The sequence below is a fragment of the Streptococcus sp. KHUD_017 genome (genome assembly GCF_054861245.1).
On sequence record NZ_CM142175.1, the window covers coordinates 1,698,167 to 1,723,340 of the forward strand.

A 25,174-nucleotide genomic window follows, 5' to 3' on the forward strand; every position below is an offset into this window, starting at 1 on the left:
AAAGTATTATGCTCATCATTTTGAGAGATGAAATTAAGTTAACTTAATTTCAATTAATTATCATTTTTTTAGAAAAATTACATATAATTTTCAGTGCCTAAACATGCCAAAAGAGGGGTAAGCCCCTCTTTTAACTAAATAAGATTATTCACTTGTTTCCACAGTTTCTACTTGGACATCCACTTGCTCTTCCTCTTGTGAATCTGCAAGGAGAGATTCTTCGTTGACTGCTTGTGGTTCAAGGTTACGGTAGCGAGCCATACCTGTACCAGCTGGGATGATTTTACCGATGATAACATTTTCCTTGAGACCAAGGAGATGGTCTTTCTTACCACGGATAGCTGCATCTGTAAGGACACGAGTTGTTTCCTGGAAGGAAGCAGCTGACAAGAAACTATTTGTTTCAAGTGAGGCTTTGGTAATTCCCATAAGGACTGGGCGACCAGTCGCTGGAACACCACCTGCAATCAGAACATCCTTGTTAGCATCTGTAAAGTCGTTGATATCCATAAGAGTACCCATGAGAAGATCTGTATCCCCTGGATCCATGACACGAACTTTACGGATCATTTGACGAACCATTACCTCGATGTGTTTGTCACCGATTTCTACCCCTTGGCTACGGTAAACTTTTTGTACTTCACCGAGCAGGTAAGTTTCAACTGACAAGACATCACGTACAGCAAGGAGACGTTTTGGTTGGATAGAACCTTCTGTCAATGCTGCACCGCGAGAGACTTGGTCGCCAACTTGTACACGCATACGGCCTGTAAATGGTACCACGTATTCGCCTTCTCCAGTTTCGCCTTTAACGAAGACTTTCTTAGTACGAGTTGAAGCATCTTCTTCGATTGCTGTAACTTCCCCTTTGACTTCTGTGATGACCGCTTCCCCTTTAGGATTGCGGGCTTCGAAGATTTCTTGGACACGAGGAAGACCCTGAGTGATATCGGTATTTGAGGCAACCCCACCCGTGTGGAAGGTACGCATTGTAAGCTGTGTACCAGGTTCCCCGATAGATTGGGCAGCGATTGTACCAACTGCTTCACCAACTTCAACCGCATCACCAGTCGCCAAGTTGATACCATAACAGTGACGGCAGACACCATGACGAGTGTTACATGTAAATACAGAGCGGATAGTCACTTCTTCAACACCGGCATTGACGATTTCACGAGCCTTGTCTTCTGTGATCAATTCATTTGGACCAATGATAACTGCACCAGTTTCTGGGTGTTTAACAGTTTTCTTAGTGTAACGACCATTGAGACGTTCTTCAAGAGACTCAATCATCTCTTTACCTTCAGTAATAGAACGGATCAAGAGACCACGGTCAGTTCCACAGTCATCCTCACGAATGATAACGTCTTGGGCAACGTCAACCAAACGACGAGTCAAGTAACCTGAGTCGGCTGTCTTAAGGGCCGTATCGGTCATACCTTTACGGGCACCGTGAGTTGAGAAGAACATCTCAAGTACTGACAAACCTTCGCGGAAGTTTGAAAGGATTGGCAATTCCATGATACGTCCGTTCGGAGCAGCCATCAGACCACGCATACCGGCAAGCTGTGAGAAGTTTGAGATGTTACCACGGGCTCCAGAGTCCATCATCATAACGATTGGGTTCTTAGGATCTTGGTTGGCAACCAAACGTTTCTCGAGTTTTTCACGGGCAGCACGCCATTCAGCTGTAACAGCATTGTAGCGTTCGTCATCTGTGATCATACCACGACGGAATTGTTTTGTGATTTGTTCTACACGTTTGTGTGATTCTTCGATGATTTCAGCCTTGTCTTCAACGACTGGAATATCAGCAATACCCACTGTCAAACCTGCAAGAGTTGAATGGTGGTAGCCAAGGTTCTTCATACGGTCAAGTAGGGCAGATGTTTCTGTCGTACGGAAACGTTTGAAGATTTCAGCGATGATATTTCCAAGGTTTTTCTTCTTGAATGGCGGGTTGAGTTCAAGTCCTTCAATAGCTTCCTTGATATTTCCACCTAATGGCAAGAAGTACTTAGCCGGAACACCTTCTGTCAAGTTAGCGTTTGTTGGCTCTTGCAAGTAAGGTAGTCCTTCTGGCATGATATCGTTGAAGAGGATTTTACCAACAGTTGTAAGCAAGATTTTGTGTTTTTGCTCTTCTGTCCATGGTTTGTTAAGGCTATCTGTTGCGATACCAACACGTGAGTGGAGGTGAACATAACCATTGCGGTAAGCCATGACAGCTTCGTCACGGTCTTTGAAGACCATGCCTTCCCCTTCACGACCAGCTTCTTCCATGGTCAAGTAGTAGTTACCCAAAACCATGTCCTGAGATGGAGTAACAACTGGTTTACCATCTTTAGGGTTCAAGATGTGCTCAGCAGCAAGCATCAAGATACGAGCTTCTGCTTGGGCTTCTTCTGAAAGTGGTACGTGGATGGCCATTTGGTCACCGTCAAAGTCGGCATTGTAGGCTTCACAGACAAGTGGGTGCAAGCGAAGGGCTTTACCGTCAATCAAGACAGGCTCAAAGGCTTGGATACCCAAACGGTGAAGGGTAGGTGCGCGGTTCAAAAGTACTGGGTGTTCTTTGATCACTTCTTCGAGGATATCCCAGATACGTTCATCTCCACGTTCTACCAAGCGTTTAGCCGCTTTAACGTTTTGCACGATATCGCGCGCAACGATTTCACGCATGACGAATGGTTTAAAGAGCTCGATTGCCATTTCACGTGGCACACCACATTGGTACATCTTAAGAGTTGGACCAACGGCGATAACGGAACGACCTGAGAAGTCAACACGTTTACCGAGCAAGTTTTGACGGAAGCGTCCTTGTTTACCTTTGAGCATGTGGCTCAATGATTTGAGTGGACGGCTACCTGGTCCTGTAATCGGACGACCACGACGACCATTGTCAATCAAAGCATCAACTGCTTCTTGAAGCATACGCTTCTCATTTTGAACGATGATACCTGGTGCATTCAACTCAAGCAAACGAGCCAAACGGTTATTACGGTTGATAACACGGCGGTAAAGATCGTTCAAGTCAGATGAGGCAAAACGGCCACCATCCAACTGCAACATTGGACGAAGATCTGGTGGAATAACTGGAAGGATGTTGAGAATCATCCATTCAGGCTTGTTGCCAGACTTGTGAAAAGCGTCTAAAACATCCAAACGACGGATAGCTTTGACACGTTTTTGTCCAGTAGCTGTTTTTAACTCTTCTTTGAGTTCAGCAATTTCTTTTTCAAGATCTACTTGTTTCAAGAGGTCTTGGATAGCTTCGGCACCCATTTTGGCAACGAATGAACCATGACCAAACTCACGCAAGCGTTCACGGTATTCACGCTCTGTCATGATAGACTTGTGCTCAAGTGGTGTATCTTTTGGATCGATCACCACGTAAGCAGCAAAGTAGATAACTTCCTCGAGGGCACGAGGACTCATATCAAGGGTCAAGCCCATACGGCTTGGAATCCCCTTGAAATACCAGATATGAGATACAGGAGCTTTCAACTCGATGTGTCCCATACGTTCACGACGAACTTTTGTACGCGTTACTTCGACACCACAACGGTCACAAACAATCCCTCTGTAACGAATGCGTTTGTATTTACCACAAGCACATTCCCAGTCTTTTGTAGGACCAAAGATTACTTCGTCAAAGAGTCCTTCACGTTCTGGTTTCAACGTACGGTAATTGATTGTTTCAGGTTTTTTGACTTCTCCATAAGACCATGAACGGACTTTGCTTGGAGAAGCTAGTGTGATTTGCATACTTTTAAAACGATTTACATCAACCACTATTTCTTCCCTTTCTATTATAAGTGAACTGCTTATTCTTGTTCAGCAGCTTCTTCTGTTGCTTCCGCTTTTGCATTTTCTTCAGCTTCAAAGGCTGCTTTAGCCTCTTGAGCTGCTCTTTCGCGGGCTTTTTCAAGGTCATCTACGTGGATGACATCTTCGTCCATTCCTTCATCAAGGTCACGAAGTTCCACTTCTTGATCATCTTCGTCAAGGACACGCATGTCAAGACCAAGAGATTGCAATTCTTTTACAAGAACTCGGAATGATTCTGGAACACCTGGTTTTGGAATTGGTTTTCCTTTAGTAATAGCTTCATAAGCTTTCAAACGTCCGTTGATATCGTCAGACTTGTAAGTCAAGATTTCTTGAAGGACATTTGATGCACCATAGGCTTCAAGCGCCCAAACCTCCATCTCACCGAAACGTTGTCCACCAAACTGAGCTTTACCTCCGAGTGGTTGTTGTGTAACGGTTGAGTATGGTCCGACTGAACGAGCGTGCAATTTATCATCAACCATGTGGTGGAGTTTGATCATGTACATGACACCAACTGACACACGGTTATCAAACGGTTCTCCAGTACGTCCATCGTAAAGGATAGTCTTAGCGTCGCTATCCATACCTGCTTCTTTGACAGTTTCCCAAAGATCTTCCGAGCTTGCTCCGTCAAAGACTGGCGTTGCGATGTGGATGCCAAGAGTACGAGCCGCCATACCAAGGTGAAGTTCCATAACCTGACCGATATTCATACGTGATGGTACCCCAAGTGGGTTCAACATGATATCGACTGGAGTTCCGTCTGGAAGGTAAGGCATGTCTTCTACAGGAACGATACGAGAGACAACCCCTTTGTTTCCGTGACGTCCGGCCATCTTATCTCCGACCTTAATCTTACGTTTTTGTGCGATGTATACGCGAACCAGCATGTTGACACCAGATTGCAATTCATCACCATTTGCACGTGTAAAGATTTTAACATCACGAACGACACCATCGGCGCCGTGTGGTACACGAAGGGAAGTATCACGAACTTCGCGAGATTTGTCACCGAAGATAGCGTGCAAGAGACGTTCTTCAGCAGAAAGGTCTTTTTCACCCTTAGGTGTTACTTTACCTACAAGGATATCCCCTTCTTTAACCTCAGCACCGATACGGATGATACCCATTTCGTCGAGGTCTTTAAGGGCATCTTCACCAACGTTTGGAATTTCACGAGTGATTTCTTCAGGGCCAAGCTTTGTATCGCGAGTTTCTGATTCGTATTCTTCGAGGTGAACAGATGTGTAAACATCGTCTTTCACCAAGCGTTCGCTCATGATAACGGCATCCTCGAAGTTGTAACCTTCCCATGTCATGTAGGCAACGATTGGGTTTTGTCCAAGCGCCATTTCACCTTTTTCCATAGAAGGTCCGTCGGCGATAAAGTCACCTTTTTCGATGACATCGCCAACTCGAACAAGGGTACGTTGGTTATAAGCAGTACCTGAGTTTGAACGACGGAATTTTTGGATGTGGTAAACATCAAGAGAACCATCTTCACGACGAACTTCTACCTTGTCCGCATCCGCATAGGTAACCTTACCACCATGTTGTGCAATAACCGCAGCTCCTGAGTCATGGGCTGCTTGGTATTCCATACCAGTACCAACGAAAGGCGCTTTAGGATCGATCAAAGGAACAGCCTGACGTTGCATGTTGGCACCCATAAGGGCACGGTTGGAGTCGTCGTTTTCCAAGAAAGGAATACATGCTGTCGCAACGGCAACTACCTGTTTCGGAGAAACGTCCATATAGTCAACGCTTGATGCTGGATATTCTTGGTTAACCCCTTGGTGACGTCCCATGACAACTTTTTCAGCAAAAGTGCCGTCTGCGTTCAATTTAGAATTAGCCTGTGCTACTGTGTATTCATCTTCTTCATCGGCAGTCAACCAAACGATTTCATTGGTAACTTTACCAGTTGCACGGTCAACCTTGCGGTATGGTGTTTGAATAAAGCCATACTTATTGAGGTGCCCATATGAAGACAGGTTGTTAATCAAACCGATGTTTGGTCCTTCAGGTGTCTCGATCGGACACATACGACCATAATGAGTGTAGTGCACGTCACGGACTTCATATCCGGCACGGTCACGTGTCAAACCACCAGGTCCCAAGGCAGACAAACGACGTTTGTGTGATAATTCTGACAGAGGGTTGTGTTGGTCCATGAACTGTGACAATTGTGAAGAACCAAAGAATTCTTTAATCGCCGCAGTCACTGGACGGATGTTAATGATTTGTTGAGGTGTTAATACTTCGTTATCTTGAACAGACATACGTTCACGAACGTTACGTTCCATACGTGAAAGCCCAAGACGTACTTGGTTGGCAAGCAATTCACCAACAGCACGGATACGACGATTTCCAAGATGGTCAATATCATCAACACGACCGATACCTTCAGCCAAGTTGAGGAAGTAGCTCATCTCGGCGAGGATATCTGCAGGAGTGATTGTGCGAACTTTATCCTCTGGGTTTGCATTACCGATGATTGTTACAACTCGGTCTGGATCAGTTGGTGCCACAACCTTGAATTTTTGAAGAACAACTGGTTCTGTCAATACAGCTGAGTCATTTGGAGTGTAGACAATCTTGTTCAAATCACCATCCAAGTGACTTTCGATGCTCTCGATAACATCACGAGTCATGACAGTACCTTTTTCAACCAAGATTTCACCAGTTTCAGGATCCACCAATGGTTCAGCGATTGTTTGGTTGAGCAAACGAGTTTTAATATTTAATTTCTTGTTAATCTTGTAACGTCCAACGGCTGCCAAGTCATAACGACGTGGGTCAAAGAAACGAGCCACAAGTAAGGTACGTGAACTCTCAGCAGTTTTTGGTTCACCTGGACGAAGACGCTCATAAATTTCTTTCAAAGCTTCGTCTGTACGAGAGTCCATTGGGTTTTTATGGATATCTTTTTCAACAGTGTTACGAACCAATTCGCTGTCACCAAAGATATCAAAGATCTCATCATCACCTGAGAAACCAAGTGCACGAACCAAGGTCGTAAATGGAATTTTACGAGTACGGTCGATACGAGTGTAGGCGATGTCTTTTGAGTCACTTTCCAGTTCCAACCAAGCTCCACGGTTAGGGATAACAGTTGAACCGTAGCCCACTTTACCGTTTTTGTCTACCTTGTCATTAAAGTAAACACCTGGAGAACGCACCAACTGTGATACGATAATACGTTCACCACCGTTGATGATAAAAGTACCCATCTCAGTCATGATTGGGAAATCACCAAAGAAGACTTCTTGAGTTTTGATTTCGCCTGTTTCTTTGTTGATCAAGCGGAAAGTTACAAAGATTGGTGCTGAGTAACTTGCATCATGGATACGAGCTTCTTCAAGCGTGTATTTTGGTTCTTTGATTTCGTAGCCAACAAACTCTAACTCCATAGTGTCAGTAAAGTTTGAAATTGGCAATACATCTTCAAACACTTCCTTTAGACCATGGTCTAGGAAATCTTTGAATGAATCAGTTTGAATTTCAATCAAATTTGGTAAGTCAAGAACTTCTTTGATTCTTGAAAAACTACGACGGGTACGATGTTTCCCGTATTGAACGTCATGTCCTGCCAAGATGATTCTCCTTTGTAAATAAAGTTCCAAGCTTAGTCGCCTAAGCTAATAATTATCGTTTAATGGTTCTAAAACCCCTATCAACTTATCCCCCTTGACTAATTTTTCAGAATCTTTAAATCTCTGTTACAGATGCAAAAAATACCGAAAAAAAGCACAAAAAGAGCAGTTAAATCCGACTTTTTTGAGGAGATTTAACTGCTGTGAGCCTTGTCCGGACAATATTTCAGACAAAACCTACGACAAATGATTACTCATATTATACCTGATTTTCTCTGATTTTTCAAGACCTTTGAACCATTTTTTCTTACTTTAGTATAGATGGTCTTCGTTTTCTGAAAAGGTAATTTTCTAGACAAGTAGTTGTTGAATAAATAAGACAGGTTCTATTCATTAACCTATCAACCAACTCTTTAGTTTGTAAGTTGGCATCTTGTATACTGAAAAAGAAACAATACTAATCAATTCAACTTACTTGACAAAAGCGTTGCTTAGTGGTTTAATATACCCCATAAGGGTATATCGGAGGTGCCTATGTTTCATTTATTTACAAAAATTGATAGTATTTCTACCAGCGAATTGGAAGCTAAACTCAAGGAACCAATTCAGCTACTGGATGTGCGGACGCCTACGGAATTCCGTAGAGGCCATATCAAAAACGCCAAGAATGTTCCTCTAACCGAAATCGGAGCTTACACACCTGCGACAAATGAAACACTTTATGTCATTTGCCATTCCGGTGTTCGAAGCAAGATGGCTGCTAAAAAGCTAAAGAAAAAAGGCTATGATGTTATCAACGTCCGAGGTGGTATGAGTGCTTGGACAGGCAAGATCATATAGAACAAGAGGGAGAAAATTAATGAAAATTATCATTATTGGAGGAGTTGCAGGCGGTATGTCTGCAGCAACCCGTCTCAGACGTCTCTTAGAAGACGCTGAAATCACTATTTTTGAGAAAGGTCCCTTTGTTTCCTTTGCAAACTGCGGACTTCCTTACTATGTTTCAGGAGAAATTGCAAACCGTGATAGTTTATTAGTCCAAACCCCTGAAAGTCTCAAGTCACGCTTTAATCTCGATGTACGTCCTTTCCATGAGGTCATCAGCATTTCGCCAGCAGAGCATACTGTGACTGTCCGCAATGATGGACAAGAATTCACAGAAAGCTATGATAAACTGATCCTCTCTCCTGGAGCTAAACCATTTGTTCCTGCCATTGAAGGCTTGGCAGAAGCTAAGAACGCCTACACGCTCCGCAATGTTCCCGATCTTGACGAGATTATGGCTGCCTTGGATAATCATCCAAAAGAAGCTGTCGTTATCGGTGCAGGCTTTATCGGGCTTGAAATGGCTGAAAACCTGGCAAAACATGGATTGCAGGTTACTATCGTGGAGAAAGCACCTCACGTCTTGCCACCATTAGATCAAGAAATGGCAGCCTTTGTCCAAACAGAATTGGTTAAAAACGGCGTTCGCGTTATCACTTCTCAGTCTGCGACTCGATTTGAAGACCAAGGAAAAATCATCGTTCTCGAAAACGGTCAAAAAATCACTTCTGACCTTACCATCCTTTCTGTCGGTGTTGAACCTGAAAATAGTCTGGCTAAAGCTGCGGGGATTGAACTGGGACTTCGTGGCGGGATCCTGGTCGATGAACATTACGAAACCAGTCAAAAAGATATTTTTGCAGTTGGGGATGCCATCGTCGTCAAGCAAGAGATTACGGGCCAAGACGCTCTCATCTCACTCGCTTCTCCTGCCAATCGGCAAGGACGCCAAGTGGCGGACGTCATCGCAGGACTTGGTCGTACAAACAAAGGCAGTATCGGCACTGCGATCGTTCGTGCCTTTAATATGACAGCTGCTTCGACTGGTCTTAGCGAGCGTATCCTTACCATGAATCAACTTCCTTACAAGGCACTTCATGTCAGCGGGAAAGATCATGCTGGTTATTATCCAGGAGCTACTGATATTACCTTGAAACTCCTCTTTGACCCAAACACTGGAAAAATCTATGGTGCCCAAGGAGTTGGGAAGAAAGGTGTTGATAAACGAATCGATATCCTAGCAACTGCTATCAAAGGAAATCTCACCGTCTTTGACTTACCAGAATTGGAGTTCACCTATGCACCGCCATTTGGCTCTGCCAAGGATCCCGTCAATATGCTGGGCTACGCAGCCTTGAACCTTATCGAAGGTCTCAGCGACAATGTTCAATGGTATCAGCTCAAAGACGAACTGGCTAAGGGTAAGAAATTTCTAGATGTACGAACAGGTGGCGAATTCCAAAGTGGTCGACTTAAGGTTGACACCATCCACATCCCCCTAAACGAACTACGGGAACGCTTGGATGAACTAGACAAGAACCAAGCCTACATCGTTAGCTGCCACAGTGGTTTACGCAGCTATATCGCAGAGCGTATCCTCAAGCAAGCAGGATTTACCGTCCAAAACCTTGACGGCGCTTATTCACTATACAAAATGGCGAATCCAGAAGGAGTAGAATATGCTAACTAATATCAGCATGGCTGACTTTTATGAAAAATATCAAAATGAAAATCTAGATCTTATCGATGTCCGTGAAGTACATGAATTCCAAGCAGGACATGCACCAGGTGCCAAAAATCTTCCGTTAAGTACCTTGGAGCAAGGCTACAAAGAACTCAATCCTAACCGTACATACCATATCATCTGTCAAGGAGGAGTGCGTTCTGCCTCTGCCTGTCAATTTCTCAGCGCCCAAGGGCTCAACGTTACCAATGTAGAAGGTGGCATGAATGCCTGGCCAGGTGATATTTAATAAATAAAATTCAAAAAGAGCAATTGGTCTAATTTCAAGAAAACCAACTGCTCTTTTAATCATTTGTTCACTATTTAAGAGAAACGTATGTTTTTTATTACTTGCGTTTAATCAAGTATTTAACCGCCTTTTCCAATCTTTCCTTCTGTGCTTGAGGATCCTCTAAAGGGTCGTTAATACAAGATGTTAAATTCTCCGTTATCATCAATTCAATAATACGATCAACACTGGATCGCACTGCTGTTAATTGAGTAATGATATCAACACAATCACGCTCTTCCTCCATCATCTTTTGAATACCTCGCAATTGACCCTCTGAGCGTTTGAGGCGTGTAATGTATTTTGAATTTGTCATGTCTTTATCCTTAAACGATTTTTCTACATTATATCTCTAATACAGACCTTTGTCAAAAGGAGCACTTATCTTAAAGGTAAAGACTTCTAGTTCCCCACTCTAACTCGCGTAACGATACCGTCTTTGTCAGTCATGCTTAATTCTGAGGATGAAAACCACTGAGTTACCGCTTCGCTACTTTTAGATTGAGCAAATACTTTTAATAATTCCTCTTTGTTCTCAATTTCAGCCACATAGTAGGCTAGGGCTTTGAAGGATTTTTCTTACTTGAGTATAGTTGTGGCTTGTTTTCAGAAAAGGTAGTTTTCATAATTTCATCTTTTCTTTACTTTTTATTTCAAAAATGCTAACTGATAATACGATGAGTAATTCTTCAAAAAATGTAAGAGATATTTTTTAAAGGCAACTCAAAACTATATAATAATCAGTCACAAGCTAAAGAAATTACTTTTTTATGATAGAATACTAGTTGGAGGACTTTATGAAATGAAACGAATTCTAACAAACTTGATAGAGCAACGAATGTATTACTTATCTTGTTTACTCGGAGCCTATCTTCTGATGATTTTGATCGAATTGTTAACTTCAACACCACACGATGTATTTCTCGCCTTAGCTCCCGTGTCAGCTTTAATAATAGGAACTTTTTTTATAGTTGGGTCCGCTTTGATTCTTTTTGCTAAAAAAATTCCTGCATTAAGTATTTCCAAAATCAATACTTTATTATTAAACATTGTATTATTTATTGCTATCTATAAGAGCATGTCCTTTTTCTTATCCCTAGGTTTGCTATTGCTGACATTAGTACTATATATTGGCAGTTTTCTCAGAAAAGAAAAATTTTCATTTCTGTACCTACTAGTTATTTTATTTACAACACCTCGTCTATTGACATTGCTTAATTCAAACTTCCAAGATACTGCACTTGAGTTTCATGCTTTCAATTTGGCAGACACTCGATTTAACATTATTATTTGGCCTGTAATCTTTGCTGGTTTGCTTTCAGGAACCACCCTTCTTTTAATTCACAACTCCCCGCTTAAGCAATACTTAGAGCGCTACAAAAAATTACTAACCTATGGTGTCTTTTCTATCGTTACTCTCTATGTTGTCTATCTCTCGATTGTTTTTATCTATAAAGTAAAAACCTTTGATGGTTCTACCTTTGATATTGGTCTATTCTCACAGATGTTTCATCGCATGAGCACCGACTTGAGCGCTATCACAACACTAGAGCGCGATCGAGTATTATCGCACTTTGCAGTTCACATCTCACCCATTTTCTATCTGATGTTACCTTTCTACAAACTTTTTCCACATGTTGAAACTTTAGAGGTACTACAAATTTGGGTTGTATTCTCTGCAGTTATTCCTTTAAAATTGCTTCTCTCCAAATTGAATCTATCGAAATTGGCAAACATTTTGACAATTCTTTGGTTCGTACTTTTACCTGTATTAACTACTGCAGGAGGTTATCACCTGCATGAAAATTGTTTCTTGGTTCCTTTGATATTTTGGGTATTCTATTTCATAGTAAATGAGAAGAAGTGGGGTATTCTAATATCCACTATCCTACTACTTTTGGTCAAAGAAGATGCCTTTATCTATGTCTTCAGCATAGGAATATTCTTCTTATCCCAGAAACGATTCAATCTTACGAGCAAAACCAAACAATGGCTGATCCTAACTGAATTTCTTCTACCACTTCTATACTTCACTCTAGCATTGTTAATCTTGAGCACATTCGGAGAAGGCGGAATGGTCTCACGATTCGATGCATTCTTACTAAAAGATGAAAATGGTATTTTAGCCGTATTTAAAAATTTAGTTCTTCACCCAAGTTTCGCCATCAGCCATTTATTCATGGCTAAAAAACTAGGTTATTTATTCCTGATGTTAGCTCCTATGTGTTTTCTACCACTATTGCAACGCAACTGGTCAACTTATTTTTTAGCTCTACCTTTAGTAGTTATTAATTTATTGCCGGATTGGCCTTATCAATACGACATCGGCTTTCAATATAGTTATGGTAGTGGAGCCTTACTCTTCATAATGGCCTTGCTAGCTCTAGAAGATTTAAAATTGCACAAACACATTAACGAAAAAATGGTGATTTCATTTATTTTTGTTGGCATGATTTTTTCTGGTACTATTCTTCATCGCCTTACTCAAAGTTGGTCTTTCAACATTGGCTATTATCAACAAAATAAAGAGAAATTTGAAGCAATCAAATATGGCCTAGAAATTCTACCAGAAGATGCCTCAATCGTTGCAGAAGGAGGCTATACACCTGCACTTAGAAAACATCGGGCCCTATACGATATTTTCTACCACAACCAACGAAAAGCCGACCCATCAATTGATTATGTCGTAATTCCACGTGAACAAAAAGGGAAGAACGATGTCTATGATCCTTTAATTACTAGTTATGAAACACTAGGATATAAAGAAAGTAAATACGCAACAAAAGAACTTTTCATTCTCGAAAAACCTGAATAAAAAAGAGAGCAGTTCAAACTACTTCTAAAGTAGACTGAACCGCTCTTTTCTAATTTCCCACTCTAACTCGCGTCACGATACCATCTTTATCAATCATGCTGAACTCTGAAGAGGAAATCCACTGAGTTATCGCCTTGCCAGTTTGAGATTGAGCAAATACTTTTAATAATTCCTCTTTGTTCTCAACTTCAACGACATAGTAGGCTAGGCCTGCCATTCCTTGCTCACGAGGAGCTAAGTTTTTACCTCCCCATTCATTGACAGCCAAATGATGATGATAGTCACCTGATGCTATCCAACTGGCATGTGGAATCGTGAATTTATCCTTAAGACCTAGAGAACCTTGGTAAAAGGCAGACGCTTCTCGACTGTTTTTAACGGATAGATGAACATGTCCCATTCTAGTACCACTTGCAATTACAAAGGGATCTAGTTCTTGTCCCAGTTCATAGATATCTTGGGCAGACAGTTCTTCTGTCACACCAATAATACGGCCATCCTCACGAATATCCCAGACTGTCACAGGCTTATCTCTATAGAATTCTATGCCATTACCCTCCAGGTCTTCTAGATAGACAGCCTCACTATAACCATGATCCGCTCCGCCAACTAGCGGAATCTTTAAGTCTAACAAGTGCCTAAAAACATTAGCCAAATCTTCACGAGTCGGCAAAAGAAGTGCCATATGATAAAGACCATAACTTTTCTTAGGATTGCTAATGTCATCTGTCTTAATTAGCCGAACTAGCGGGTTCCCACCGGCACCTAAAAGAACTTGATTTTCCGATTGAATCAAAATCTCCAACCCAAGCAACTGATGATAAAATGCTGTCTGACTTTCTAAGTCCTTGACATTTAAAGCTACTTCAGCCAAATGAATGCGACTATTATACTCGTAAACCATAGAAAACCTCTCTTTGTTGTAACTATTTTTATTACACCTATTATACTCCCCTCTCAGCCAATGTCAATCCAGATGCTCAACGCTGATAAAACAAGAAAAATCCTTCCCATGTAGGAAGGATTGTTTGGATTTAATGAGCCAACATTTCTTGGGCGATTTCTTGACCTGATAAGCCATCTGGATAGTAAGTTGGCCAGTTGTCCATCTCATCAAAGAGGGCTTCTTGGCTAGTTCCTCCAAAGAAGATATGGAAGTGACCAGTCTTAACTGGTGCGATATTGTGGTCGCTGAATTGAACATACTTAAATTGTCCAGCGTCCGCATCTGTCGCTTCAAAGAGATAACGAACTCCTCGATTCCCTTTCTTATAGGTCAAGATTTTCTTGCCGACATACTTGTATGTATATTTCTTACTTTGGTCACCTTGGATGAATTCCATAGTGTTATCCGTGATATTAATCTTAGATACATCAGTTTGATAGCCTTTTTGATAGTAGGCTTTGTATTCATCCTTGGTCATTTTGCCAGTCAATTTAGCCTTGTAGTCAAAGACTTGGTCTAGAGTACCATTTTCGAGGAAAGGAAAAACGGACTGCCAGTTGCCAGCATAATCACTCAAGGTACGATCCTTGACATCTGCATCCTCAAAGTAACCATTTTGAACGGTTTTAGTTTCCTCTGCCTTTTCTGGTTCAATTTCCGCCCCTGCCTGGTCAGTTGTTTGCTTGAGGGCTTTGAGATTTTTCTCCATGACAGAGATATAGTTCTCTCCCGCCTTCATGTCCTCTTCGGTCAAGCTTTCAAGAGGATTTAGAACATCTAACTTCACTCCTGTTTCTTTTGAGAGGGTATTGGCTAGAGCTTGAGAGGCATTTTCTTCAAAGTAGATATAAGAAATCTTGTTTTTCTTGATATATTCGGTCAATTCTGCCAAGCGACTTGCTGACGGTTCCGCATCTGGTGACAGACCTGAGATAGAGACTTGATTAAGTCCGTAGTCCAAGGCTAGATAACGAAAGGCAGCGTGTTGAGTTACAAAACTCTTTTGTTTAGCATCAGAAAGTCCTTCAGTATAGGCCTTGTCTAGAGCTTGTAATTTCTCGATATAGGCAGCTGCATTTTGCTCAAAAGTCGCCTTCTTATCTGGATAGTCAGCTGATAAACTGTCACGGATATGTTCTACAAGCTTAATGGCACGCGCAGGAGACAACCATACATGAGGGTCATACTCGTGATGATGCCCCTCTTCGCCGTGGTCATGGTCTTCCTCTTCTTCACTACCTGGAAGAAGCAACATATTTCCAGTAGCCTTGATTGTTTTTACTTTTTTCGCATCTAGTGAATCTAAAAGCTTGGGAACCCATGTTTCCATGTTCTCATTTTCATAAACAAAGGCATCAGCGTCTTGGATTTTAGCGACTGCCTTAGGCGATGGTTCATAATCATGTGGTTCTGTCCCAGCTCCAATTAAGAGCTCAACATTGGCTGTATCTCCAGCTACTTGCTTGGTAAATTCGTAGACAGGATAGAAAGTTGTGACGATATTTAATTTCCCGTCTGCCTGTTTTTGATTGGAACAAGCGACTAAGAATACTGTCACAAGACTTGCCAAAAGTAGGCTTAGTTTTTTCATGTGCTTCTCCTATTTGATAAAACGTTTGAGGATGCTGACTACTAAAAAGACAACTACAAAGATAATGGTGATACTTGCACTAGGAGGCGTCTCTGCATAATAGGAAATATAGAGTCCCGCAACCATGCCTAGAAAACCAATGACGCTAGCAAGAATCATCACAGAACTAAAGTTTTTACCTAGACGCAAAGCAATACTTGCTGGCAAAACCATAATAGTCGATACCAAAAGTGCTCCCGCTGCTGGTATCATGAGGGCAATAGCCACACCCGTCACCATGTTAAAGAGAATAGACATGGTGCGTACAGGCAATCCATCTACAAAAGCTGTATCCTCGTCAAAAGTTAGAATATACATAGGTCTTAAAAAGAGGAAGGTTAGGATTAGAACAACCGCCGCAATGACAAAGAGCCCAATGACCTGCTCTTGACTAATAGTCACAATAGAACCAAAAAGATACTGATCCAGACTCATCGAACTAGAGCTCTTACCCTTACTCATGACAATAAGTGAAACTGCAAGTCCTGTAGACATGAGAATGGCTGTCCCAATCTCCATAAAGCTTTTATAAACTGTACGCAAGTATTCAAGAAAGACCGCCGCAATCAAAACGATCACAATGGTTGAGATGGTCGGAGAAATCCCCAAAACCAAACCAAAGGCAACACCCGAAAGCGAGACGTGACTGAGAGTATCACTCATGAGACTTTGACGGCGCAAGATGAGAAAAGTCCCAAGAACTGGTGAAAAGAGACTCATGGCAATAACTGCCAAAAAGGCTCGCTGCATAAAATCATAAGACAGTAGATTAAGCATGCTCCACCTCCTGGTCACTTTCATGGACATTGAAGCAACGCCATGGTGAATCTTGGTCTCGGACAAGGTGAATATTGCGATCTGCGTAGTCTTTGACTTCTTCTGGGTCATGAGTAATCATCAAAACAGCCTTGCCATGATGGTGGGCGCTGTGGTGCATGAGCTCATAAAATTCATTCTTAGTCCCTGCATCCATCCCTGTCGTCGGCTCATCCAAGATAAAGATATCTGGATCGGACGCAAACATACGTGCAATGACTGCTCTTTGCTTTTGCCCACCAGAGAGGGAACCAATGCGTTTATCCCGATGTTCCCACATGCCAACCGAGTTTAAACTAGCCTTGATATGTTCCTCATCGTGAGCATTTAAACGACGGAACCAGCCCTTTCTTGGATAACGACCTGATTTGACAAATTCATAAACGGTACTTGGAAAACCTGCATTAAAACTTGCAATCTGTTGAGGAAGGTAGGCAATTCTTAATTTTGTCCCACGAGTGTTGGTCTTTGAAATGGTAACTTTACCAAATCTTGGTTGTAAAATACCTAGACTGGCCTTGATTAGAGTCGTCTTGGCAGCTCCGTTTTCTCCCGTGAGTGTGACAAACTCCCCACTATCAACACTGTAATTGATGTGCTCAAGCACAGGTTCCTTGTCATAATAGAAGGACAAATCCTCTACTGTGATGTATCTCATTACTTGATTTCTCCTACTAAAGCAGTTAAAAACCGCTGGATAATTTGTTGCTCCTTAGCTGAGAATTGAGTGACAACTTGCTCATACGTCGAGAGGGTATGTTCATGGTGATGATGGTGCTCCTCAGCAATTGGTCTAGCAAGGTCTGTCAATTGATAAAAAATCACTCGAGCATCCTTAGGATCCTTAGACGTTTCCAGCATCCCCTCTTTAATCAAAGATTTAATAGCCTTGGTAACAGCCGCTTGACTGACATTAAGGCGACGTGCCAACTCAGAATTGGTCAATGATTCCTCTGATAAGAGCATGAGGATATGCTCCTGGGTGTTTGTCAAAGCCACTTCACTCGTGCAATGACCAATCAAAATTTCATGCTGATTTTCAGCTTTCAAGATTACTTCATTTAAAAAATGATCAATTTCCGTTGCTAATTGTCTCATGATTTGCCCCTTTCTTCGAATAGTTTTTCCATTATTACAGGACTTTTTCTCTATTTGTTTACTAGTTAAGTATATCACATCCTAGTACAGAGTCAAGAAAAAAGATGAAAACAATTTTTATGTTTTCATTTTCTATGTATTCTTTTACTGGACTTTACTCAATTGAGGAATCCACTACTATACTCGCATTCGGCAAAAAGTCTGTGATTACAAAAAGCCCAAACTAAGGTTCAGGCTCTTTGGTTATTTATTGAAAATCTTTGATATTACCGTCGTAATTAGCCCAATCCTGGCTAAAGAATCGGTCATTTGTTTGGTAATTAGGAGCTGTTGTTGGATTGCTTAAAAAAGGATTTACAACCTTATCAAAGGCCAACCAGCCTAACCAACCAATATGAATCGTATCCTTAACAAAGTATGGATCTCCTCCATTTTTTGAGAAATCAGCAATATTGGTGAAACCTTGGCTTTCCAACTGGTAACGAATTTTTTCAACTGCGTGTTGATACATTTCCTCACTCAGTCCAGTATAATCCATCCATTTTTTATTGACAGGTTGAAAAACAAAGAGAACATTGACCTTGGACTTGGCAAATTGATCAAGCACTAGCTGCAAATCATTGTATTCAGGTGATTTGAGATAATTATAATTTTTTTGAGAACCTTCCCACTTTTTCAAATCTTTCTTTAACTTAGTATTGTAAAAATGGTTCTCCACTCCCAAATCATTATTGGTTGTATTTTCTTCGCCCTCTTTTCGAGCGATATTTTCCAATTCTTCATAAGAAAATTGATCCGGGAGACTGCTCAAATATTTCTCAACCTGATCTTTGTATCTTAAACGTCCACGAATGGAGAATTGTCCAAAAAGTGCTGATTGTTTCTCATTCAATTGAGCTGAAATAGTAATCATCCTTTGGTCAAACTCTGATAATTTTTCTCCTTTAGCTAATTTCTCAACGATGCTCTTCATAGAAACACCAGGATTTTGCTTCAAGAGTCTATTAGCAGCATACCTAGAGGCTGCATCCCCAGATTGATTCTCTAAAAAGGCAGTCAACTGATCATTGTTAAAGTAGGTTTGGAAAATAGTCGGGTCATGATCCTCTTTTGTAAACCACTGTGGGGAAATGACAAAGACTGCTTGCTTATTTTCAAGCTCGGATGTAATTTGTTGTATCCCAAAATACTGACTGAGTGCGGCTGCTCCTGCCTGCCCCATAAAGTAAGGACGATAAGAACGGTCATACTTTTCAGCTAGTACTGCCGGATGCATACTATCAAAACGCATCCACTCACTAGAACCAAAGAAAGGGACAAAACGCATATCAGGGTCTGTAAGAGCTCTTACTTTTTGGCTTCTCTCCTTAAAGCTCTCTGCACTTACAGAAGCCGCAGAGTATTTCTCCTCCGTCAGATTATGGCTTCTTGTACTTGGATAAAAAAAGATTAGTAGAAGAACCAACAATCCCGCTATAAAAACAGGCCCAAAAATCAGCCACAGGCGTTTAAGCATTTTGTAGCTCCACAATACCGGCTACGATTTTATTAGCCGTATTCCAGTCATCACGACCAAATTCTGTAACTGGGACACGAATATCAAAGCGATTCTCGATTTCCACGATTAATTCAACTGTTCCCATACTATCCAAGACACCTGCATCGAAGAGATCCTCATCCATCATGTCAGAAACATCTTCCATAAACAATTCATCGATAATTTCAATAACTTCTGATTTGATATCCATTTTTTAATTCCTTTTATTTTTTAAACCATAAATCATTCAAAAATCCAGAAAAGATTAAGAATGAAACCATTACGACATGGAAGGTTATCACCATGCCAAGCGACTGAGCCCAACGATTTTCAAGCAAGGGAGGTCGTCCTGCTTTCTTACGTTCTTTATTGAGCGTTTTTTTCTTTCTGACCCAGGCATCATTAATCACTAAACCTACCCCATGAAAGAGTCCGTAGGCGATGTAAAACCACGTTATTCCATGCCAGAACCCCATAAGGAGCATGTTTAGGATATAGGCGACACTTGAGGTCACATTTCGATTCTTAAACAATTTCTTTCTCGTCATCACCATGACCATGCGCATAAAGACAAAGTCACGAAACCAGAAAGATAAACTCATGTGCCAGCGATTCCAAAACTCTTTCAAATCCCTTGATAAGAAGGGTTTGTTGAAGTTGATCGGACTACGAATCCCCATCAGATTTGAAATAGCTATAGCAAACATGGAATAACCCGCAAAGTCAAAGAAGAGCTCCAAACCAAATGTGTACATGACTGCCACCACATAATAATTAAAGACGCCCCCTTCCTGTAAAGCTAGATTCTTTAGAGGAGGTAACAAAATCTCGCCTAAAATATGAGCTAGGATAAATTTGTACAGAAATCCCCACATGATATACCGGACGGACTCAGCTAGCATATCCATCAACTCATCGCGCTCTGGAATCGTCTGATAATTTTCATTAAAACGTTTGAAACGATCAATCGGACCACTTGAAAATGTCGGCATAAAGAGGAGAAAACGCAAGTATTCCCTCATCTTCAATTCCTTAATGACTCCATCTCTGAGTTCGATAATGATTCCTACCGAACGAAAAGTCAGATAAGAAATTCCGATAAAACCTAACAAGGATTGTGTGCCATTAATAGCTGGCTGGACCTTCACAAAGATGATAGGAAGTAAAGATAACAGACTAACGAGATAGAAAGTCCATTTCCCGTCTTTAGTTTTTCGATACTGCTTGTAAAAAAGAACCAACAAGATTTGCCATATCAGATAAATCCCTAAGGCAGCCAATTGATTGGTCTTGCCACCCGTCAACATAGTGACGATAAAGAAGAGACTAACCAATATTTCATACCAGGCAAAGCGTTTTTTGAAAAAAAGACCGATAAAGATTGGCAAGGTGGCAGTAATCACATACAAAAAGTACTGCGGATTCCCATACGGCTCAATATGAGGGAGCTGTTTCAAAAACTCGATCATCTATTATTCACCTCGTTAATCAATCCTTTGATATCAATCTTGCCATTTGGAGTCAGTGGCAATTCCTCTCTGTAAAGAAACTTAGATGGCATCATGTAAGACATCATAATATCTTCCAAGTCTTCCTTGATAGCTTTCGTGATATCAATTTCGCGCTCAAATTGTTCTTTGACGCCATCTTTTAAGATAACATAGGCCAAGAGATTTTGGACCTTGTGATCCTTGTTGTAACGAGGAACTGCAACAGCAGATTCAACGTACTTGGATTTGTTCAAGTTTTGAGAGACATCCTCTAGTTCAATACGATAGCCATTAAACTTGATCTGGAAGTCCATCCGTCCACCGTAAAGAAGAAGACCTTCATCTGTCATAGTTCCAACATCTCCAGTGTGGTAGGCTGGCAAACCTTCAAATTCGAAGAAAGCTTCAGCTGTTTTTTCAGGATTGTTCATGTAGCCTTTTGAAACAGCTGGACCAGATACGATGATCTCCCCTTGCTCACCATTTGGCAATTTGTTTCCTGCCTCATCAATGATGAAGGTTGGAGAATCTTCTTTGGTATAGCCAATTGGCAAGCGTTTAAGAGTCGCTAACATCTCATCTGTAATAGCGACTGCCGACAAAGCAACAGTCGCTTCCGTTGGACCGTAGGCATTGATGATGCGTGCATTTGGGAAACGCTCGCGCAATTTCTGAGCGGTTTTAACGGTCAACTCTTCCCCATCAAAGTAGAAATGGGTGATCCCTGGCATCTTTTCAGCATTGAAATCTTCAGACAACATAGCCATATCTGCAAAAGATGGCGTTGAAGTCCAGATAGCAATCGGAAGAGAGAAGATGGCTGCAAAGAGTTGTTTAAAGTCTTGAGTGATGGCTGATGGAAGGGCAAAAAGCGTCCCTCCAAGAGCTAAGGTCGGTGCCCAATACATGACAGACAAGTCAAAGGAATAAGGTGGTTGCGCCAACATTTGCGGACGCTCTGGCGTCGCAAATTCCTTGTCCGTAATCATCCAGTTGGTGAAACTGAGCAAGTTGTCGTGTGAAATTTGCACCCCTTTTGGTTTTCCAGTTGTTCCAGAGGTAAAGATGATGTAGTAGTTATCATCCCCCTTGACCGGATGCTGCAAATCATACGCATTCTGAGCTGCATAAGCTTCACGGACTTGCTCCAAGTTCAAGATCGTAGCAGTTGGATTTTCAATAGGAAACCCATTGATGGCAATAATCAGGCTTGGCTCAGCCACTTCTACAATAGCAGATACGCGCTCCAAGGCAGAATGGCTGTCAATTGGGATATAGGCATGGCCAGATTTTGTCAGGGCCACAAAGGTTGCCAACATTTCATATTCTTGTCCACCAAAGACCACAACAAGTGACTTTTCAGGAAGTCCCATTTGGTCAATGTGGGCTGCTAAACTATCTGAGTCTGCCTTCAATTGGCCATAGGTATACTCTTCTCCAAGGACATTGTAGACAGGATAGTTTGGTTGCAGTTGGGCGTAATGTTCAATCGCCTCGATCATATCAGTAATTGGTTGGTTTGACACAGTAGGGATCTCCTTTTAGAATTCATTGTAGATAAAGCCACCCTGACTTTGTCCTAGATAGCTAAAGAAGTAAAGCAAACCCAGTAAAATAATAAAATACAGGACCGTTTGTCCCAAAAAAACATAGTATGGTTTCTTTTTATTCACATTAGACTCTTTTCTGTAAATTTTCATTATCTTTTCACAAACATACAATACTATTTTGTCTTACTCCCATTTTACCACTTTACTTTGTTTATTTTCAACTGTTTACTATTTTTTAAAAGTTGATTTTAGCATATTTTAAGGAAAGCTAAGATATCAATAAAAATATTCTAAAAAGCCCAATTTCTTTGCCATCCTAATATTGACAATTATAAGTGAAACAATTTGAAAGGCTAGCAAACACACCACTCCCCCTTTGGGCATTTTTATGCTAAAATAGTAGCTATGGATAAAATTATTAAAACAATATCAGAAAGTGGATCTTTTCGTGCTTTTGTTCTAGATAGCACGGAAACAGTCCGTACTGCTCAAGAAAAACACCAAACCCAAGCTAGTTCAACCGTAGCGCTTGGTCGTACTTTAATCGCCAGTCAAATTCTCGCTGCCAATGAAAAAGGAAATACCAAACTGACTGTCAAGGTTCTCGGTACTAGCTCACTGGGTGCCATCATCACCGTAGCTGATACCAAGGGAATCGTTAAAGGCTATGTACAAAATCCTGGCGTCGACATCAAAAAGACTGCAACTGGTGAAGTCTTAGTTGGTCCATTTGTCGGCAATGGCCAATTCCTAGTGATCACAGACTATGGTACTGGAAACCCTTATCATTCCATGACGCCTCTTATTTCTGGAGAAATCGGTGAAGACCTCGCTTTCTACCTGACAGAAAGTCAACAAACTCCGTCAGCAGTTGGACTTAATGTCCTTTTAGACGAAGACGATAAGGTCAAGGTTGCAGGTGGCTTCTTGCTACAAGTATTGCCAAATGCCAAGGAAGAAGAAATTGCACGTTTTGAAAAACGTATCCAAGAAATGCCAGCCATTTCAACACTGCTAGAGAGTGACGACCATATCGAAGCCCTTCTCAAAGCTATCTACGGCGACGAATCATACAAACGTCTGTCTGAAGAAGAAATTCGTTTCCAATGTGACTGCAGCAAAGAACGCTTTATGAACGCCCTTGCAAGCCTTCCAAGCTCAGACTTACAAGAAATGAAAGACCAAGATCACGGGGCAGAAATTACTTGTCAATTCTGCCAAACAACTTATAACTTTGATGAAAACGACCTGGAGGAACTCATTCGTGGAAAATCTTAATACACCTTTTATGATTGGGAACGTCGAGATCCCAAACCGGACGGTCCTCGCACCCATGGCCGGTGTGACAAACTCAGCCTTTCGTACTATTGCAAAAGAGCTCGGAGCTGGCCTTGTGGTCATGGAAATGGTCTCTGACAAAGGAATCCAATACAATAACGAAAAGACTCTTCACATGCTTCATATCGATGAAGGAGAAAACCCAGTTTCGATCCAACTTTTCGGAAGCGACGAAGATAGCCTAGCACGCGCAGCAGAATTCATCCAAGAAAACACCAAGACCGATATCGTCGATATCAACATGGGCTGCCCAGTTAATAAAATCGTAAAAAACGAAGCTGGGGCTATGTGGCTCAAGGACCCTGATAAAATCTACTCTATTATTAACAAAGTTCAATCTGTCCTTGATATCCCTCTCACTGTCAAAATGCGTACAGGTTGGTCTGACCCATCCTTAGCAGTAGAAAACGCCCTCGCTGCTGAAGCTGCAGGTGTTTCTGCCCTTGCAATGCACGGCCGGACCCGTGAGCAAATGTATACTGGTCATGCGGATCTTGAGACACTTCACAAGGTCGCACAAGCTCTGACTAAGATTCCATTTATCGCAAACGGTGATATCCGTACTGTCCAAGATGCAAAACAACGTATCGAAGAAGTCGGTGCTGACGCTGTCATGATTGGCCGCGCTGCTATGGGTAATCCTTATCTCTTCAATCAAATCAATCATTACTTCGAAACGGGAGAAATCCTTCCTGATTTGACCTTCGAAGATAAAATGAAAATTGCCTACGAACATTTAAAACGCTTGATTGATCTCAAGGGAGAAAAGGTTGCTGTCCGTGAATTCCGTGGACTAGCTCCTCACTATCTCCGTGGAACATCTGGAGCAGCTAAACTTCGTGGAGCAATTTCACAAGCTAGCACTCTGGCTGAGATTGAAGCACTATTGCAGTTAGATAAAGCATAATCTTCTATCCACCTCACAAAAAAGGCAAAGCTCAAAAACGAGCCTTGCCTTTTTATATATTTTCATCTTGCAAATCTAGTTGCTTCACTCTAGCTATATAGTAGGCCATGATTAAAAACAGATTGAAGCTGACAATCCAAATAGACCATTCATGGAAAAAATGCATCGATACAGCCAAACTAATTGCCCCTACTACGAAACTACCGACAACGATCCCATAGTTCAAAGCTTGGCGACGATATTCTTGAACATCTCCTTCTCCTCTAACGATGCGATACAAAGCAGTCAACATCTTTCGATAATTTCCAGAGGTCATAAAAATGACATAGGGATGATCTTCAATCAAACTACCCGTAAATGTTAGCATCATCATGCCTGTTCCAAAAGCAATAAAAGGTACTTCTAGTAAAGGAAATCGAGAAAAGAAGGGCAAAAGAAGAGTTCCAATAAATAAGGGAAGCAGCATCTTAACCCGCCAATAGGCTGTTTTGCGATATTCTTTCATGTGTAATGCAAACAGAAATCCTAGGGAAAAGAAAATAATGGAGCAGAATCGCAACATGGTATTGAGGACATTCGAGTCGTGCCAATCTGATATCAGTAGGAGAATGTTCCCAGTCTGTGTCGCCACCAAACTATGGTACTGGATGTGACAGAACACATCCAAAGAACCACCTATAAATCCAAGAAACACTCCCATGAGTCGTGTATTTTGAGGTAAAATTAATTTATCCACCATTGATTTATCACTCATTCCCTTTTGATTCATTTATTATACCA

20 protein-coding genes are annotated in these 25,174 nt (G+C 41.5%); 6 read left to right on the forward strand and 14 right to left on the reverse strand.

Features of this window, described 5'->3' with window-relative positions; all coding sequences use genetic code 11:
* Nucleotides 1–144: 144 nt before the first annotated feature.
* Nucleotides 145–3,795: a DNA-directed RNA polymerase subunit beta' gene (gene rpoC, locus ACVAMZ_RS08475; protein WP_461684590.1), complete on the reverse strand. Its 3,651-nt coding sequence runs from the start codon at nucleotides 3,793–3,795 to the stop codon at nucleotides 145–147.
* 32 nt (nucleotides 3,796–3,827) lie between these two features.
* Nucleotides 3,828–7,430 carry a DNA-directed RNA polymerase subunit beta gene (gene rpoB, locus ACVAMZ_RS08480; RefSeq protein ID WP_461684591.1) on the reverse strand — a complete coding sequence of 1,201 codons (3,603 nt, stop codon included), beginning with the start codon at nucleotides 7,428–7,430 and terminating at the stop codon, nucleotides 3,828–3,830.
* Between the two features lie 534 nt (nucleotides 7,431–7,964).
* On the opposite strand from rpoB, the gene ACVAMZ_RS08485 reads away from it, so the two are divergent.
* Genes ACVAMZ_RS08485 through ACVAMZ_RS08495 form a run of 3 tightly spaced genes read left to right on the forward strand, consistent with a single transcriptional unit; the run spans nucleotide 7,965 to nucleotide 10,228 of the window.
* Entirely contained in the window at nucleotides 7,965–8,270 is a 306-nt protein-coding gene (locus ACVAMZ_RS08485; RefSeq protein ID WP_006150962.1) for a rhodanese-like domain-containing protein, read from the forward strand.
* 19 nt (nucleotides 8,271–8,289) lie between these two features.
* A complete protein-coding gene (locus tag ACVAMZ_RS08490) occupies nucleotides 8,290–9,945 on the forward strand; it encodes an FAD-dependent oxidoreductase (protein ID WP_461684592.1) in 1,656 nt (551 codons plus the stop codon).
* Complete coding sequence (locus ACVAMZ_RS08495) at nucleotides 9,935–10,228, forward strand: rhodanese-like domain-containing protein (protein WP_414254611.1); 294 nt, start codon at nucleotides 9,935–9,937, stop codon at nucleotides 10,226–10,228. The genes ACVAMZ_RS08490 and ACVAMZ_RS08495 overlap by 11 nt, the downstream gene beginning before the upstream one ends.
* 97 nt (nucleotides 10,229–10,325) lie before the next feature.
* Here the strand turns inward: ACVAMZ_RS08495 and ACVAMZ_RS08500 are convergent, their stop codons facing one another.
* Complete coding sequence (locus ACVAMZ_RS08500) at nucleotides 10,326–10,583, reverse strand: metal-sensitive transcriptional regulator (RefSeq protein WP_006150993.1); 258 nt, start codon at nucleotides 10,581–10,583, stop codon at nucleotides 10,326–10,328.
* 486 nt (nucleotides 10,584–11,069) lie between these two features.
* Between ACVAMZ_RS08500 and ACVAMZ_RS08505 the strand changes: the two genes are divergently transcribed.
* Nucleotides 11,070–13,082 (forward strand): DUF2079 domain-containing protein, encoded by a 2,013-nt coding sequence (locus ACVAMZ_RS08505; protein WP_461684593.1) that lies wholly within the window; start codon nucleotides 11,070–11,072, stop codon nucleotides 13,080–13,082.
* A 49-nt stretch (nucleotides 13,083–13,131) separates the two neighbouring features.
* Here ACVAMZ_RS08505 and ACVAMZ_RS08510 read toward each other — a convergent pair whose 3' ends face one another.
* From ACVAMZ_RS08510 to ACVAMZ_RS08555, 10 genes are all read right to left on the reverse strand, one after another.
* Entirely contained in the window at nucleotides 13,132–13,986 is an 855-nt protein-coding gene (locus tag ACVAMZ_RS08510) for a VOC family protein (protein ID WP_461684594.1), read from the reverse strand.
* 130 nt (nucleotides 13,987–14,116) lie between these two features.
* Complete coding sequence (locus tag ACVAMZ_RS08515) at nucleotides 14,117–15,619, reverse strand: zinc ABC transporter substrate-binding protein AdcA (RefSeq protein WP_461684595.1); 1,503 nt, start codon at nucleotides 15,617–15,619, stop codon at nucleotides 14,117–14,119.
* A gap of 9 nt (nucleotides 15,620–15,628) precedes the next feature.
* Nucleotides 15,629–16,435 (reverse strand): metal ABC transporter permease, encoded by an 807-nt coding sequence (locus ACVAMZ_RS08520; protein ID WP_263394108.1) that lies wholly within the window; start codon nucleotides 16,433–16,435, stop codon nucleotides 15,629–15,631.
* Entirely contained in the window at nucleotides 16,428–17,132 is a 705-nt protein-coding gene (locus ACVAMZ_RS08525) for a metal ABC transporter ATP-binding protein (protein ID WP_214262902.1), read from the reverse strand. Before ACVAMZ_RS08525 ends, ACVAMZ_RS08520 begins: the two co-directional genes overlap by 8 nt.
* Nucleotides 17,132–17,572, reverse strand: a complete 441-nt coding sequence (gene adcR, locus ACVAMZ_RS08530; protein WP_214262903.1) for a zinc-dependent transcriptional regulator AdcR — start codon at nucleotides 17,570–17,572, stop codon at nucleotides 17,132–17,134. The genes ACVAMZ_RS08525 and adcR overlap by 1 nt, the downstream gene beginning before the upstream one ends.
* Before the next feature lie 247 nt (nucleotides 17,573–17,819).
* Nucleotides 17,820–19,088, reverse strand: coding sequence for a D-alanyl-lipoteichoic acid biosynthesis protein DltD (gene dltD / locus ACVAMZ_RS08535; RefSeq protein ID WP_414273035.1), 1,269 nt, complete (start codon nucleotides 19,086–19,088; stop codon nucleotides 17,820–17,822).
* The gene (dltC, locus tag ACVAMZ_RS08540) at nucleotides 19,081–19,320 is read right to left on the reverse strand and encodes a D-alanine--poly(phosphoribitol) ligase subunit DltC (protein ID WP_049495407.1); all 240 of its coding nucleotides are present in this window, start codon (nucleotides 19,318–19,320) and stop codon (nucleotides 19,081–19,083) included. The genes dltD and dltC overlap by 8 nt, the downstream gene beginning before the upstream one ends.
* 13 nt (nucleotides 19,321–19,333) lie before the next feature.
* Nucleotides 19,334–20,578, reverse strand: coding sequence for a D-alanyl-lipoteichoic acid biosynthesis protein DltB (gene dltB, locus ACVAMZ_RS08545; protein ID WP_461684596.1), 1,245 nt, complete (start codon nucleotides 20,576–20,578; stop codon nucleotides 19,334–19,336).
* Complete coding sequence (dltA, locus tag ACVAMZ_RS08550) at nucleotides 20,575–22,125, reverse strand: D-alanine--poly(phosphoribitol) ligase subunit DltA (protein WP_461684597.1); 1,551 nt, start codon at nucleotides 22,123–22,125, stop codon at nucleotides 20,575–20,577. Before dltA ends, dltB begins: the two co-directional genes overlap by 4 nt.
* Before the next feature lie 15 nt (nucleotides 22,126–22,140).
* A complete protein-coding gene (locus ACVAMZ_RS08555) occupies nucleotides 22,141–22,299 on the reverse strand; it encodes a teichoic acid D-Ala incorporation-associated protein DltX (RefSeq protein ID WP_414273032.1) in 159 nt (52 codons plus the stop codon).
* 255 nt (nucleotides 22,300–22,554) lie between these two features.
* Between ACVAMZ_RS08555 and hslO the strand changes: the two genes are divergently transcribed.
* Together hslO and dusB are read left to right on the forward strand one after the other, a co-directional pair.
* Entirely contained in the window at nucleotides 22,555–23,427 is an 873-nt protein-coding gene (gene hslO / locus ACVAMZ_RS08560) for an Hsp33 family molecular chaperone HslO (protein ID WP_461684598.1), read from the forward strand.
* Complete coding sequence (dusB, locus tag ACVAMZ_RS08565) at nucleotides 23,414–24,394, forward strand: tRNA dihydrouridine synthase DusB (protein ID WP_461684599.1); 981 nt, start codon at nucleotides 23,414–23,416, stop codon at nucleotides 24,392–24,394. Before hslO ends, dusB begins: the two co-directional genes overlap by 14 nt.
* A 52-nt stretch (nucleotides 24,395–24,446) precedes the next feature.
* Here the strand turns inward: dusB and ACVAMZ_RS08570 are convergent, their stop codons facing one another.
* Entirely contained in the window at nucleotides 24,447–25,133 is a 687-nt protein-coding gene (locus ACVAMZ_RS08570; protein ID WP_461685181.1) for a YoaK family protein, read from the reverse strand.
* Nucleotides 25,134–25,174 lie beyond the last annotated feature (41 nt).